The 16,447-nt window shown below is 41.0% G+C and carries 12 protein-coding genes; all 12 read right to left on the minus strand.

Annotated features, from left to right (window positions below; genetic code table 11):
- Positions 1 to 56: 56 nt before the first annotated feature.
- Positions 57 to 2,909 carry an excinuclease ABC subunit UvrA gene (gene uvrA / locus ACMKPP_RS08525; RefSeq protein ID WP_155086267.1) on the minus strand — a complete coding sequence of 951 codons (2,853 nt, stop codon included), beginning with the start codon at positions 2,907 to 2,909 and terminating at the stop codon, positions 57 to 59.
- Between the two features lie 134 nt (positions 2,910 to 3,043).
- Positions 3,044 to 5,221 carry an excinuclease ABC subunit UvrB gene (gene uvrB / locus ACMKPP_RS08530; RefSeq protein ID WP_418369606.1) on the minus strand — a complete coding sequence of 726 codons (2,178 nt, stop codon included), beginning with the start codon at positions 5,219 to 5,221 and terminating at the stop codon, positions 3,044 to 3,046.
- Positions 5,221 to 5,604, minus strand: coding sequence for a hypothetical protein (locus tag ACMKPP_RS08535; protein ID WP_008600675.1), 384 nt, complete (start codon positions 5,602 to 5,604; stop codon positions 5,221 to 5,223). Before ACMKPP_RS08535 ends, uvrB begins: the two co-directional genes overlap by 1 nt.
- Entirely contained in the window at positions 5,594 to 6,529 is a 936-nt protein-coding gene (gene ftsY, locus ACMKPP_RS08540) for a signal recognition particle-docking protein FtsY (protein ID WP_004693455.1), read from the minus strand. The genes ACMKPP_RS08535 and ftsY overlap by 11 nt, the downstream gene beginning before the upstream one ends.
- Positions 6,529 to 10,083 carry a chromosome segregation protein SMC gene (gene smc, locus ACMKPP_RS08545; RefSeq protein WP_287529488.1) on the minus strand — a complete coding sequence of 1,185 codons (3,555 nt, stop codon included), beginning with the start codon at positions 10,081 to 10,083 and terminating at the stop codon, positions 6,529 to 6,531. The genes ftsY and smc overlap by 1 nt, the downstream gene beginning before the upstream one ends.
- 45 nt (positions 10,084 to 10,128) lie before the next feature.
- Positions 10,129 to 11,319, minus strand: coding sequence for an elongator complex protein 3 (locus ACMKPP_RS08550; RefSeq protein WP_039964890.1), 1,191 nt, complete (start codon positions 11,317 to 11,319; stop codon positions 10,129 to 10,131).
- 101 nt (positions 11,320 to 11,420) lie between these two features.
- Complete coding sequence (gene rnc, locus ACMKPP_RS08555) at positions 11,421 to 12,161, minus strand: ribonuclease III (protein WP_118091481.1); 741 nt, start codon at positions 12,159 to 12,161, stop codon at positions 11,421 to 11,423.
- Positions 12,161 to 13,405, minus strand: coding sequence for a beta-ketoacyl-ACP synthase II (gene fabF, locus ACMKPP_RS08560; RefSeq protein WP_418369607.1), 1,245 nt, complete (start codon positions 13,403 to 13,405; stop codon positions 12,161 to 12,163). The genes rnc and fabF overlap by 1 nt, the downstream gene beginning before the upstream one ends.
- Before the next feature lie 35 nt (positions 13,406 to 13,440).
- Entirely contained in the window at positions 13,441 to 14,397 is a 957-nt protein-coding gene (locus ACMKPP_RS08565; RefSeq protein ID WP_008600668.1) for an NAD(P)H-dependent flavin oxidoreductase, read from the minus strand.
- A 77-nt stretch (positions 14,398 to 14,474) separates the two neighbouring features.
- Positions 14,475 to 14,705: an acyl carrier protein gene (locus ACMKPP_RS08570; protein ID WP_004693441.1), complete on the minus strand. Its 231-nt coding sequence runs from the start codon at positions 14,703 to 14,705 to the stop codon at positions 14,475 to 14,477.
- 51 nt (positions 14,706 to 14,756) lie between these two features.
- Entirely contained in the window at positions 14,757 to 15,500 is a 744-nt protein-coding gene (gene fabG / locus ACMKPP_RS08575; RefSeq protein WP_105086565.1) for a 3-oxoacyl-[acyl-carrier-protein] reductase, read from the minus strand.
- A gap of 1 nt (position 15,501) precedes the next feature.
- Entirely contained in the window at positions 15,502 to 16,443 is a 942-nt protein-coding gene (gene fabD, locus ACMKPP_RS08580; protein WP_004693437.1) for an ACP S-malonyltransferase, read from the minus strand.
- Positions 16,444 to 16,447 lie beyond the last annotated feature (4 nt).

Genomic DNA, 16,447 nt, shown 5'->3' on the forward strand with positions numbered 1-16,447 from the left:
GTAGTCTATTCTCTTTATGATTTTTCTTTTATAGAAACTTAAATATATGTACTATTTTATTTCTTATGCTTCGCTGCTTTCATAAATTTCTTAGTCTGTTCCAATACAGGGCCTAAGAATTTCCCGGTATAGCTTTCTTTCACCTTAACAATTTCCTCAGGCGTACCAATTGCCACGATAGTGCCTCCGCGATTACCACCTTCAGGACCAAGATCAATAATGTGATCAGCCATCTTAATAACATCTAAATTATGTTCGATAACGACAACTGTATCGCCACCCTCTACGAGTTGTTGCAATACGTGTAATAACTTGCGAATATCCTCGGCGTGAAGACCTGTAGTAGGTTCATCTAGGATGTATAGCGTTTTACCTGTGCTGCGACGAGCTAATTCAGTAGCTAATTTAACGCGTTGTGCTTCACCACCAGATAATGTTGTAGCCGCCTGACCTAAACGAATATAGCCAAGACCTACCTCTTGCAAGGTAACCATTTTACGATTGATCTTCGGAATAGCGCTGAAGAACTCAACCGCATCATCTACCGTCATATCTAGTACATCTGCAATAGATTTACCTTTGTATTTAACCTCTAAGGTTTCTCGGTTATAACGGGCTCCCTTACAAACCTCACAAGGTACATACACATCTGGTAAGAAGTGCATTTCAATTTTAATGATACCGTCACCACGACAAGCTTCACAACGGCCACCTTTTACGTTAAAGCTAAAGCGCCCTTGTTTGTAACCGCGCATCTTTGCTTCCGGTGTTTGACTATATAGTTCGCGTATGGCATCAAATACACCTGTATATGTAGCTGGATTGGAACGAGGTGTACGTCCGATAGGGCTTTGATCAATATTGATGATTTTATCGATATGTTCAAGACCACGGATTTCTTTATGAGCCCCTACTTTGTGGTTAGAGCGATATAATTGATTAGCTAAACCTTTGTAGAGAATTTCATTAATCAAGGTAGACTTACCAGAACCGCTGACACCAGTAACAACATTAAACAAGCCAATAGGGAATTTTACATTTACATTTTGTAAATTGTTTTCCTTAGCACCGCGAATTTCAATGCAGTTCTTACCTGGTTTACGGCGTTCTTCCGGAAGAGCGATAAATTTACGACCACTCAAATACTGACCCGTAATAGAGTCTTTTACCTTCATAACTTCGTCAACAGAACCAGCGGCAATAATTTGACCGCCATGCTCACCTGCACCTGGACCAATGTCCACGAGATAGTCAGCCGCACGCATCGTATCTTCGTCGTGTTCTACAACGAGCAAGGTATTACCTAAGTCCCGCAATCCTTTTAAGGTATCGATGAGTCGATCATTATCTCGTTGATGTAGACCTATGGACGGTTCGTCTAGGATGTACAATACACCTACCAAACCAGAGCCGATTTGCGTAGCTAGACGAATACGCTGTGCTTCACCACCAGATAATGTGCCTGCACTACGGTTCATTGTTAGGTAATCGAGACCTACATTATTAAGGAAACCTAGACGAGCATTGATTTCCTTTAAAATTTGAGCACCAATCACTTGTTCACGTTCAGTTAACTGTAGATTACCAAAGAAATCGAGTGCTTCTTTAATAGTTAACTGCGTTACTTCGTTGATATTCTTATCCCCTACAGTAATAGCTAATACTTCAGGTTTAAGACGAGCCCCATGACATGTAGTACACGGCTTAATAGACATAAACTTTTCAAATTCTTCACGCATAGAGTCTGTAGAGGCTTCACTATGACGGCGCTTAACCATCGGTAAAATACCTTCGTACTCAGTAAAGAATTCCTTTATCTCACCTCTCATATTTTCATAGGTGAAATTTACCTTATCCGTCGTACCGTACATCACCTTTTTCTGTAATGCTTTCGGCAATTCATCATAGGTGGAGTCTAAGGAATATCCATTAGCTTTTAATAGACCTTCTACTTGACGCATAAACCAAGCATTAGGATTGGAGCTCAAGGCTTGCACGCAACCATCGGCAAAGCTAATAGATCCATCTGGAATAACGCGCTCCTCATCAACCTCCATAGTAGAACCAATCCCTAAACAAGATGGGCACGCACCAAACGGACTATTAAAAGAGAACATACGCGGTTCAATTTTAGGTAATGAAATATGACAATCTGGGCACGCAAAATGTTGGCTATACATGTGTTCAGGTCCGTCTACCTCTTGAATCACAACGATGCCTTCTGCCCATTTTGAAGCGGTCTCCATAGAGTCAGCCAACCGAGATTCAATGCCTTCTTTTACAACGAGACGGTCCACAACGATATCGATGGAATGCTTCTTATTTTTCTCTAATACAATTTCTTCGTCCAAGGTACGCACTACACCGTCTACTCGAGCACGAACAAAGCCTTCTTTGCGAAGTTGTTCAAACACCGATTTATGTTCCCCTTTTTTACCTTGAATCATAGGGGCCAGCACTAAAACCTTTGTACCTTCGGCAAAGCTCATTACATCGTCGGTCATTTGTTGTATTGTTTGCTGGGTAATAGGCTTACCACACTCTGGACAGTGTGCATGACCTACGCGTGCAAATAAGAGACGTAAATAGTCGTAAATCTCCGTTACGGTACCAACCGTAGAACGAGGGTTGCGACTCGTCGTCTTTTGGTCGATAGAAATGGCTGGAGACAAACCTTCAATATAATCGACATCGGGTTTATCCATTTGTCCCAAAAATTGACGTGCATACGCAGACAGGGACTCAACATAACGTCGTTGCCCTTCTGCGTAAATCGTATCAAATGCTAGGGATGATTTACCAGAACCACTGAGGCCAGTTAAGACGATAAACTGATCACGTGGCAAGGATATATCAATATTTTTTAGGTTATGCTGACGCGCACCTTTTACAATCAATTGATCTTTCATTATCTTTCCTATTTAAAGAGATGATACCAAACGGCATCATCTCTCCGATTACTAACATGAAATAATATATGTATATTATCGCACATATAGTCTATATAATCTATGTGTTTTCTTACAATCTTTTAAAATTGCTCCTAAGATTTACTTTTTGGACTCGTCCGCTTTCTAGATTTGGTAGAAGCAGGCTTCTTCAACTTGCTATCTCCTGCACTATGCATATCGGACCATTGTTGACGTAATACGCCCAATTGATCACGTAATTTAGCAGCGGATTCAAATTCAAGCTGCTTGGCGGCGGCCTTCATTTGACGATCTAGCTCTTCAATCTTATTGTACAATTCTTCCGGTGTTATATCTGCCACCTTAGGTGCTGATGTATCTTGAACATATGATTCGTGTCCATGGTCCATGCCCTCTGAGGATTTTTTTTGTTTTCCTTTTTTCGGTGAAAGTCCCTTTCCCTCGGTAACCATATCTTCTTCGATTTTCGTTAATTCGATAAGCTCTTTTACATCTTTAGATACAGATTTAGGCGTGATATTATGTTCAATATTATAAGCCTCTTGCACGGCACGACGACGATCGGTTTCATCGATAGCTCGTTGCATGGAACCTGTTACACGATCTGCGTACATGATAACATGACCATTCACATTACGAGCCGCACGACCTATAGTTTGAATCATGGCCGTATCGGAACGCAAGAAACCTTCCTTATCCGCATCTAAGATAGCAACCAAGGAAACCTCTGGCATATCGAGACCTTCACGAAGCAAGTTAATACCAACTAATACATCGAATACGCCAGCCCGCAAATCACGAATGATTTCAGCCCGCTCAATAGTAACAATATCGGAATGAAGGTAACGAACTCGTACGCCCATTTCCTTCAAAAATTCCGTTAAGTCCTCAGCCATCTTCTTCGTCAATGTCGTAACAAGAACCCGTTCATTCTTGGCAGCTCGTTTGTGAATTTCTCCAAGCAAGTCATCCATTTGCCCCTTAATAGGACGAATTTCTATAGATGGATCTAATAGGCCCGTAGGACGAATGATTTGCTCTGCAATATTCGTTTCTACTTCCATTTCGTATGGGCCAGGTGTAGCCGATACGTATACAATTTGATTGATACGCTCTACAAATTCATCGAATTGAAGAGGTCTATTATCTAATGCAGAAGGAAGACGGAAACCGTATTCGATAAGAGATTCTTTACGGGCACGGTCACCATTATACATAGCACGAATTTGAGGCATCGTCACATGCGATTCGTCCACCATGATAAGGAAATCATCTGGGAAATAATCAATCAATGTAAACGGTGCTTCCCCAGCCTTACGTTCAGACATATGACGGGAATAGTTTTCGATGCCCGAGCAATAGCCCATTTCTTGTATCATTTCTATATCGTAACGGGTACGCTGTTCTAAGCGCTGAGCCTCCAATAGACGGTCAGCAGCTTTTAACTTCGCCAACTGCTCATCTAATTCGGCTTCAATACGCTCTACAGCAATATTCATCTTCTCTTTCGTCGTTACATAGTGAGATGCTGGATAGACAGCAACGTGTTTTCTTTCCGCAATAACTTCACCCGTCAAGGAATCTACCTCTACGAGGCGGTCGATTTCATCACCAAAGAGCTCCACACGAATGGCTCTTTCACTATAAGCGGCAGGGAAAATATCAATTGTATCCCCTTGTACACGGAAGGTACCGCGGATAAAGTTCATATCATTTCTCGTATATTGAATATCTACGAGTTTAGATAAGATTTCATCGCGCGATTTAGTTTGACCTAAGCGCAAGGACAATACAAGATCAGAATAGTCCTCAGGGTCACCTAAGCCATAAATACAGCTAACAGAGGCAACGATAATGACATCGCGGCGCTCAAAAAGGCTCATCGTAGCACTATGTCGCAGTTTATCGATTTCATCATTAATAGACGCATCCTTCTCGATATATGTATCACTAGAAGGAATATAGGCCTCCGGTTGATAAAAATCGTAGTAAGATACAAAGTATTCTACCGCATTATTTGGAAAGAAACTTTTAAATTCACTACATAATTGAGCCGCCAAGGTTTTATTATGAGCAATGATCAAGGTCGGCTTTTGAACTGCTTCAATAACCTTAGCCATTGTAAAAGTCTTACCAGTACCAGTGGCACCGAGCAAAACTTGCGCCCATTCACCACGTTCAATACCTTCTGTTAAAGATTGAATCGCGGTAGGTTGGTCACCTGTAGGCGTAAAGGGCGCCTCCACTTTAAATGGTTGGCCCCCCTCGTAATTATATGTACTATGCTTCATTACTGTTCATCCTGATGTTTACGGATGGCTTTCATTTCTTCATCCGTCAAACGACGACCTACATTTTCCGCTTGATTCAACGTATCCTCACCTTCTAAGACTTCGATGAGCATAGCAATAGAAAAGCGATCTAGTGTAGGTGTGGTCTTCTGGATTTCATCAGCCATCATCCAATCTGATTCAGTATAGTTATTAATACGTTCTGTAATTTCTTCCCAGTTTGAAAGTAGCAATCTCGTAATGGGGCGATATAGTTCAATACCGAAGTACTCGATTAAGCTAACTATCTTATTCATATTTTCTAGGCTAACATTACATTCATTTTTTTTATTTTCAGATTCTACATATTCAAGTAAGAATTCCCGGTTATATTTATTTGTCACCTTGAATCATTCCTTTATTAAATAGTGCATTAGCAAATTCTTTTGCATTAAATGGACGCAAGTCATCCATACCTTCGCCAACGCCAATCCAGCGTACGGGTACGCCCAGTTCCTCTTTAATAGAGATAACTACGCCGCCTTTTGCTGTACCATCTAGTTTAGTTACTACAATACCATTTACTGGTACAGCTTGACCAAATAATTTAGCTTGGCTTACTGCATTTTGACCCGTAGTACCATCTAAAACGAGCAATGTTTGATGCGGCGCACCTTCTACGTGGTTATTCGCTACGCGCCCCATCTTTTTAAGCTCTTCCATAAGGTTAACCTTAGTATGTAGACGACCAGCCGTATCTACGATAACAAGGTCTGCATTACGAGCTTTCGCAGCTTCCATTGCATCATATACAACGGCAGCAGGGTCTGCGCCTTCTTTATGTTTAACAATCGGCACACCAACGCGATCAGCCCAAATGGATAATTGGTCAGCTGCAGCGGCACGGAATGTATCACCTGCAGCAATGATAACCTTTTTACCTTCTTTAGTATAATAGTTAGCCAATTTAGCGATTGTCGTTGTTTTACCAACACCATTTACACCAACTACGAGGATAACCTCAGGATGGTGCAAAGTAATTTCATCTTCTTGATCGATGAGCATTTCCGTGATGCGGTCTTCCATAAACGGCATTACATCGCCTGTATGATTAATGATACCTTCTGTTACACCACGACGAATTTCTTTCATCAAGTATTCTGTCGTCTTAGGGCCTAGATCACTAGTAAGCATAACTGCTTCTAAATCATCTAAAAAATCATCATCGATTTGCGCATAACCAATAACGATGCTTTCTACATTTTTTACAAAAGACTTACGAGTTTTTTCTAAACCGTCTTTAATTCTATCAAAGAATCCAAATGCCATTATGCTAGATCCTCCTTCACATCTTCAAATGCTACTGTTAATAATCGCGATACACCGCGTTCCACCATTGTTACCCCTTGAAGTACTTCGGCAGCTTCCATCGTCTTTTTACGGTGAGATACAACGATAAATTGTGTTTCTTTATTTACTCGATTTAAGTAGGAACTAAATCGTTCAACATTGGCTTCGTCAAGCGCCGCGTCAACTTCGTCAAGCACGCAGAACGGAGCTGGACGATAATCGAGGAATGAGAACAATAAAGCGATAACCGTAAGAGCACGTTCACCACCCGATAAAAGTGTCAATTGTTGACGCTTTTTCCCTGGTGGTTGAATATAGAAATCGATACCACCCGTCAAAATATTATCTGGATCAGTCAGTACAATTTGCGCAGTACCACCGCCAAACAATTGGCTGAATACCTCTTGGAATCTACGGCCTACCACATCCAATACATCGTATAGCTGTGTACTCATAGCCTTATCCATTTCGGCAATAACCGCCTGTAATTGCGTCTTTGCCGTATCTAAATCAGCTAATTGTGTGGTTAAGAAATCATATCGTTCTTTAGTCTCTTCATATTCCTCAACGGCATTTGGATTGACTGGACCCAATTCGGCAATTTCGGCCATCAACCGAGCTTGCTCATCCTTCCAATCATTAACGGAACCTTCAATGCGAAGGACTTGAGCATCTTCCAATGTAAAGCCTAGCTCTTGTAATTCTTCTATAAAGCGCTCACAATCCATGCGATGACGTGTAATTTTACCTTCCATATCAACAAGACGACCTTGCACCACTTTATAGCGTTGATTCAATCGGTCTTGCTCACTGAGGATAGATTCCATTTCCTCGCGCCCCGTAGATGTTTTATCATAGGCTTCATCACGAAGAGCACGTAATCGTTCAACCTCAGCCGTAGCAGAGGCCAACTCTTGTTCTGCAACTTCCTGAGCCTTAGGTATTTCCTCTTCATAGCGTTGTGTAGTACTAACTAACAAATTACGAAGTGGTGTTAAGCGCTCAATAATACTAGAAATAGACTGATTACGCTGTTCACGTTGTGTTTCCCGTTCCTGAATGGTATGTCGCAAGGTATCACAAGTAAGGCGAACTTCTGTAAAAGCTTCATACGCCTCTTGTTGCACCTTTTGCAACACAGTCAATCGATCCATCAACGCCCCTTGATTACCATCCACACCATGATTCTCTTGCAAGGAAGCTAATGCTGTTTCTTGCTCCTTCAAGTTAGCAGTTGTAGTAGCCAAATCAATATCAATTTGTACTAAACGTTGCTCTTCTTCTGAAAGAACACGTTTCTTACGATCTATCTGATGTTGTATATTTTGTACCTTTGTTTCACTAGCCACATGGAGTAAGTTCGTATGTTGATAGATTTCATCAAGGGCAACTCGTTCTTTTTCAGCCTCTTCAACCCGTTTTTCTAGATTTTCTAAGCTAGCTGTTAAGGAACGGATTTGTTCTTCAATTTGTACAAGCTCTTGTTCAAGACTAGCTGCTTCTTCCTTACGGCTCAATACAGAGGCGCGCTTACGCTTCGTAGCACCACCCGTTAAAGAGCCACCCGGTTGGAACTGTTCACCCGTAAGGGTTACAATACGCAATTGCTGATTGTATTTTTTCTGTAATCCAATAGCATCATCCATGGAGGATACTACTAAGGTACGGCCCAATAAATACTGGAAAATATGGACGTACTTATTATCAAAGGAGATACAGTCAACAGCCGTACCTAATACACAGCTTTCATTTAGAGCCGGTGTATCATAAGGTTTTCCTTTTACAGAATCCATAGGCAAGAAGGTTACGCGACCACCTTGGATAGATTTCAAGTAATTTACACCCTCAGCCGCTGCACGAGCCGTAGTAGTTACAACGTGGTTAACACTGCCACCTAAGGCCGTTTCGATAGCCATAGTATATTTGTCCTCTACCGTAAAGAGATCGCCAACAGCGCCTGTGATTTGTTCGCGCCAGGACCCTTTACCGTTGAGGATGTTCTTAGTACCTTCTAAATAGCCTTCATGCTGCTCTTCCCATTGAACTAAGAGCTCTAAACGACCCTTTGCACGTTGTTCTTGAGTACGCAGCTTTTGTAATTCCTTACGCTCTTCACGCACTTTCATAGCCGCATCCTTAGCATCATCAACGAGGGCTTGTCGTCGAGCAGATAAGGCATTAAACTTTTGGCCTAGCGCTTCAAATTCAGAACGAGCGACTTGTAGTTCACTATCTACCTGTGCTATTTCAGATTCTAGAATAGCACATTGATTTTTGCTTTCTACCTTGCGAGCTTCTAAGCTTCGAATACTAGCCTTAGCCGTTTCAATAGCACTCACAACTTCTAATTGACGTTGCTCAAAAGCCTCTCGATTGGATTGCAAGGATTGGAACTTAGCTTGTTCTGCCCTTACATCTTCAACAGCCTTTTTGTAGGTTCCTTCTAATTCTTCTAAATTAGACTCTTTCTCTACTAATTGAGCACTTTCATCTTGAATCAATTGATTTAAGATGCGCAATTGTTGCTCCTCGCCCTTTTGCGTAGCCTCTAGCTCGCTAATGCGCATAGAAGTTTCATCTAATTCACGGCGCGCTGTTTTTAGTTGCTCTTCTAAGAGACGTAAATGGCCAGCTAAGCGTTCTTCATCACGTTGCTTTTCAGTATACTGAGCCTCCCACAACTTAAGCTGTTCCTGCTCTTTTGACGAGGACGATTGCAATTCGTGACGACGAGCCTCTAATTTAGACAATTCAGTTTGAAGCTCAATTTCTTCATCTTTAAAGGCAATATTATCATTTTCAAAACGCGTCAAAAGACGATCAGAGGTCTTATAATTGTGAAAGCCTAATGCCCCATCATAATCGCGCTTTGTGCGGCTTAAGGTCATATATTTTTTAGTCTTTTCCGCTTTTTCAGACAAAGGTCCTAATTGCTCTTCAATGGTAGCCATTACGTCTCGTACACGCTCCATATTACGGTCTGTGCTAGCAATACGACGCAACGCATCTTCTTTATTGATCTTAAAGCGAGAAATACCTGCTACATCTTCAAAAATCAATCTCCGTTCTTCAGGCTTAGAATTCAAGATAGCATCAATTCGATTTTGACCAATGATGGCCATAGAATCTCTACCAAGACCGGTATCTGCTAGTAAAAGATGTATGTCCTTTAAACGACAAGATCGCTTATTGACAAGAAACTCACTTTCACCAGTGCGGTATATACGGCGTGTAATGGCTACCTCAGCCATATCTATATCTAATTGTTGGTCACTATTGTCAAACACAAGTGTAACCTCAGCAGCGCTCATAGGTTTGCGCTTTTCCGTACCAGAGAAAATAATATCCTCTGCTTTTTGTCCGCGCAAATTACGCACATTGGATTCCCCTAAAACCCATTTCATTGCATCCGTAATATTACTTTTACCACTTCCGTTAGGACCAATAACGGCAGTCATTCCTGGTGAGAATTTTACAATCGTTTTATCCGCAAACGATTTAAAGCCCTTTAATTCCAACCGAAGTAATTGCATGACTGCCTCCTTTCTACCAACAACCCTAAATAATCATATCTTTTATTATAACACATATTGCAGGCCATCAATACAGCAACGAACGGTATTTCTCGTGCGTTCTTCACACCATTCAAATGCATACTGCGGATACTGAATCTGAAAGTATTTAACGTTTCGATTATTAAGGCCTCGCACCTTAGATGTTAAGCATCTCGGATAAGAAATAACAATATTATGCTTTACAGGAATACCATTAGTCCTAATATAATTTGTTCTATCATTATTAGTGTTATCTATACATCCACTATTATCAACATTAACTCTACTTAATTTTAAGCTTCCATAAGTAGCATCTTCAATTAAACTAAAACAATCATTACTTATTAAGTACTTAAACTGAGATACATGCTCATCAATACAACGTTCAATTCGCTGCTTATACTGTTCGTTCACAACCAGCTCTCCCATAGCGGGCTCATATGGACCTGCCACTAAGCTATTGCCGGAATCTAATTCTTCTGTACTTTGTAACCCCGTGCGAATGACTTCAATACCATGCTGTTCAAACCAATCTTTTAAAAATGAACAATACTGTATAGCTAGCTCAGTACTTAGTGGTTCATATTCTCCAGCTCTATACTGGTCGGCTAGCTCTGTATTTTCTATAACTAGTACGGGATAGATACGTACAAAATCAGGTCGTAATGCGGCTACTGCAATGGCCGTTTCTATTATGGTTTGCCATGTCTCTCCTTTTAGTCCTGGTAAAAGTTGAACCCCAACGGTCATATCACGATGTTTTAATCGTGTAACAGCCTCTACTACCTCTTGTGCCGTGTGCCCCCTCTTAGCATCGACTAAAATACCATCATTCATAGACTGCACACCAAGTTCTACAGTTTTTACTCCATAAGACTGTAATAATGTAATCGCTTCATCACCTACAGCATCAGGTCTTGTAGAGCAACGTATGCCATCAATGAGGCCCTGTTGAAGCATTTCATAGGCAGGCATTAATAATTTATGTTGTAAATCTTTAGTAATAGCCGTAAATGATCCACCATAAAAGGCAACCTCCCAAAACTTTTCATTCCGCTTTGTTCCTACATAGTCTTTGATTGTTTGTTGTATATATTCTGGAGTTAGGTGACTAATACCAGATTGGCCTGTAATACGAGATTGATTACAAAATGTACACACATAGGGACAACCTACGTGAGGTATAAAAAAGGGGATCATACCAAATGGTTTCATAAACACCTCCTCTTCTTATGTAAAAATTATTACTCATCTACTATTATATAAATTATTACTCACATACTATTATACAGAAAAAAGCGCCATTCGGCGCTTTTCTATTTATCAGCCATCAACTTTTCTAAAGTCAATTGAGCCGCATGTTGTTCTGCAATTTTTTTACTTTTACCAGAGCCGGCCTCGTAAGTAACACCATTGATTTCAACCTCCATATGGAAGGTTTTAGCATGGTCGGGACCACTTTCACTGAGCAAATGATAGACAATATGTTTATCCCCATCTCTTTGCACATATTCTTGTAATAATGTCTTATAATCTTTGCCCCGCTTACCTTCTAAGGCTTGCATGATATAGGTAGTTAAATGCTTTAAAACAAAGGCCATAGCCGTTTGATAATCTGTAGAAATATAAATGGCACCGATGAGAGACTCAAAGGTATCCGCTAATATAGAGTTTCGATCGTTACCACCGGAAGCGCGTTCTCCATGACCAAGCAATAAATATTGTCCTAGTTCTAAAGAACGGCTCACAGATGCTAAAGAATCCTCACACACTGTAGCGGCCTTAATTTTCGTTAAATTACCTTCAGCCATATCTGGATATGTCTTAAATAGGTATTCCCCAATAATAAGATCCAAAACAGCATCGCCTAAAAACTCTAATCGCTGATTGTGATGAATATGCTTTGATTTATGTTCATTCGCATAAGAAGTATGTGTAAAAGCACAATCTATAATGGATATATCTGACACAGGTATGTCTAAACGAGCAACAAGCTCATGAAGAGATTCTTCACGAGCTTGTGTTATCTTACTCTTATGCGTTTCGATAGTAACCATTAAGCTTCATAACGGCGAATGCAAAGTGTACCGTTATGACCACCAAAACCGAAAGAGTTAGAAAGTGCACATTTTACTTGAAGTTCACGTGCGCCTTCACGAACATAGTCCAGATCCAAACCTTCATCAGGATTGTCACAGTTAATTGTAGGGTGAACTTTACCAGTTTCAATCGCCATCGCCATTACGATAGTTTCAATAGCACCAGCAGCCCCCAATAAGTGACCTGTCATGGATTTAGTAGAGTTAACAGCGATATTTTTAGCGTGATCGCCGAACAATTCTTTAATAGCCAATGTTTCATTTTGGTCATTAAGGCCAGTAGATGTACCATGAGCATTGATGTAGTTAACGTCTTTAGGATCAATACCTGCATCTTTAATTGCTAATTCCATACATTTACGAGCTTGAACACCACCTGGAGCTGGTGCAGTGATATGGTAAGCATCACCATTGCTACCATAGCCCACAACTTCAGCATAGATATGCGCACCGCGTGCTTTTGCGTGTTCTAATTCTTCAAGAACTACGATACCAGCACCTTCACCCATTACGAAACCATCACGGTCACGGTCAAATGGACGGGACGCCTTTGTTGGCTCATCATTGCGTGTAGACATAGCTTTCATAGCCGCAAAACCAGCTACAGCAGCCGGAGATACCGCAGCCTCAGTACCACCAGCAAACATCACATCAGCATCTCCACGTTGGATGATACGGAATGCATCGCCAATCGCATTTGTACCAGAAGTACAAGCAGTTACGTCTGTAATAACTGGACCTTTAAGACCAAGGCGAATAGATACGCGTGCAGATGTCATATTTGCAATCATCATAGGTACTGCAAATGGACTTACACGGCCAGGACCTTTTTCGAATAATGTTTCATACACCTCATGGATAGAGTCAATGCCGCCTATACCTGTACCAACTACAGTACCACAGCGATCTAAATCTGCTTTATCTAAATCAAGATCAGCATCTTCACAAGCAAGAACAGCTGCACCGATAGCAAATTCTACAGAACGGTCCATACGACGAGCTTCTTTCTTGTCTACCCCATAGTTTGTAATATCAAAATCTTTTACTTCACCCGCAATGCGTGTTGCATAGTTAGATGCGTCAAAGCGTGTAATCGGCCCAATACCAGATTGACCTGCCAATAACGCATTGTAGAAGTTCTCTTTACCGATACCTACAGGAGTCACTGCCCCTAAGCCAGTAATTACTACACGTTTTTCCAATTATTCCACCTCTTATAGCTATACAGCCCTTTAAATTAATCGATCTCTGCTACTTGCTGTTTTAATTGAGCAAAGATATCTTTAACTGGCATAATCCTATCGACTTTTCTCATATTATTGCCAGAGAACACCAACCCCGTTTCCACATCACCTTGTTGTGCGCGAGAAAGAGCACGGATAATGCAGAATTTATGGGAACAATGTTTTAAACAGTTATCACACACCGTTGGAGGCGCTACAGTACCATCTAAAACAGATTCAGCAAATTTGTTTTTTATTGCTTGACCAGGCAAACCAACAGGACTTTGAATCAATACTATATCCTCAGGGTTTGTAGCTCGTACATACATTTTTTTCAATTCATCAGATGCATTACATTCATCAGAAGCAGCAAAACGGCTACCCATTTGAACACCACTAGCACCGATTTTTAACATTTCAACGATATCACGGCCATCTAGAACACCACCAGCAGCAATTACTGGAATGTTTTTTACCGCTGCTACAACTTCGGGAACGATTTCTCGAGCGGAACGATCCGTCCCCAAGTGTCCACCAGCTTCACAGCCTTCTACGATTACAGCTGCAGCACCTAAACCTTCAGAAATGCGAGCTAATTTTGCGGACGAAACAATTGGTACAATAGGAGTACCAGACTCTTTGCCCATTGCGAACATATCTCTTGAAAAACCAGCACCTGCTACTACAAGATCAATGCCTTCTTCGATGGCAGTCTTTACTAAGCCAGCAAATTGAGTTGCTGCTACCATCGCATTTATACCAATAATACCCGTAGGTGATAATTTTCTAGCTAATTGTATTTCGTATCGTAATTCATCGAAAGGCAAGCCCGATGCCGCAATAAGGCCGATACCACCTTCATTTGCAACGGCTGCTGCCAAGCGAGCTGTAGACAATCTAATCGCCATACCACCTTGAATAATAGGTACTTTGGCCACTAGATTCCCAATGCGAAGTTCAGGGAGCTTCACTATCAAATCCTCCTGTAAATAAAACCGGTTGGGAGGCCACTCGGCCTCCCGTTCGGTTGAATTGTTAGCTTTACAGCTTATTTAGCAGAATCAATATATTCTACTGTATCCTTAACGGTTTTAATTTTTTCTGCAACGTCGTCAGGGATTTCAACATTGAATTCTTCTTCAAATGCCATGATCAATTCAACGATATCTAAGGAGTCAGCGCCTAAGTCGTCGATGAATGTAGAATCAATGGTAACTTCAGCTTCATCAACGCCTAATTGTTCCACAACGATTGCTTTAACTTTATCGAAAGTGTTCATTAGTGGTTCACCTCCTTTCAAAGTGTATTTATATATAGTCTAATTTTACAACTACATTACCATGCCACCATCAACATTGATGACTTGACCCGTAATATAATTAGCAAAATCGCTAGCAAGGAATGTTACTACTGTTGCTACTTCTTCAGCATCAGCCATACGGCCCAATGGAATTTCAGTAACCATAGCTTCTTTAACTTTTTCTGGTAATACATCGGTCATATCTGTGTTGATAAAGCCTGGAGCAATAGCATTAACTGTAATACCACGGCTAGCCAATTCTTTAGCACAGGATTTAGTAAAACCAATTACGCCCGCTTTAGAAGCAGCATAGTTAGTTTGACCAGCATTACCCATAACACCTACAACAGATGTCATGTTAATAATATGACCAGAACGTTGTTTCATCATGATTTTAGATACTGCTTTAGTTACCAAGTAAACACCTTTTAGGTTGATATCGATAACAGCATCAAAATCTTCGTCTTTCATTCGCATTAACAAACCGTCACGCGTAATCCCCGCATTATTCACGAGAATATCAATGTGACCAAATTCTTTATGAGCTTCTTCCACCATGGAAGCAACTTCATCTACATTGGCTACATTGGCTTTAATTTTAATGGCTTTGCGGCCTAACGCTTGTACAGCTTCAACAGTTTCTTGCGCTGCACCTTCGCTACCGCTATAGTTTACTACAACATCAGCACCAGATTGTGCTAGATTGATAGCTACAGCGCGACCAATGCCACGGGATGCGCCAGTTACAATGGCTACTTTACCCTCTAAATGCATTTTATCGAACCCCCTTCAAAAATTCAAGCGTTTTCTCTAAGGATGCAATGTCTTCAACATTGGCTAATTCCATATCTTTGTTAATCTTTTTAGTAAAACCTGTAAGTACTTTCCCAGGTCCCACTTCAACAAAGCGAGTAACACCAAAGTTTACCATTTCAGCTACACAATCTTCCCATAAAACAGGGTTAGCGGCTTGAGTAACTAAGGACTCTTTAATGTCATTGGCATTAGTCAAAATCTTACCAGTAACATTTGCAACTACAGGAATTTGTGCATCACTCACTTGGATCTTATCCAATTCTTCCTTTAACCGAAGAGCTGCTGGTTCCATCAAACGGCTGTGGAATGGAGCACTCACAGGAAGCATTACTGCGCGTTTCGCTCCTGCTTCTTTCATTTTTTCAGCTGCTGTTTCCACCGCTGCAGTTTCACCGGCAATAACGATTTGTCCAGGGCAATTGAAGTTAACTGCTTGTACAGAACCTACAGAAGCATTTACTTCTTCACAAATTTCTACAACTTGCTCACGAGGTAATGCCAAAATTGCCGCCATAGCGCCTTTACCCAATGGCACAGCTTCTTGCATATATTCACCGCGTTTATGAACTACATATACTGCGTCTTTAAAGTTCAATACACCGGCTGCTACTAGAGCACTATACTCACCAAGACTATGCCCGCCTACGATATCAGGCGTAAAGCCTTGTTCTTTTAGAATTTCATAACAAGCTACGGATGCAGTCAAAATAGCTGGTTGTGTATTTGCTGTTTTAACGAGCTCTGTATCAGGACCTTCGAAGCATAATTTACTGATGGAATAACCAAGTGCTTCGTCAGCCTCTTCAAAACGTTGTTTTACAATAGGATACGCATTATACAAATCTTGTAACATGCCTACTTTTTGAGAACCTTGACCAGGAAAAACAAATGCCGTTTTCATTAGG

This window comes from Veillonella parvula, assembly GCF_048309325.1.
Lineage (GTDB): Bacteria > Bacillota > Negativicutes > Veillonellales > Veillonellaceae > Veillonella > Veillonella parvula_T.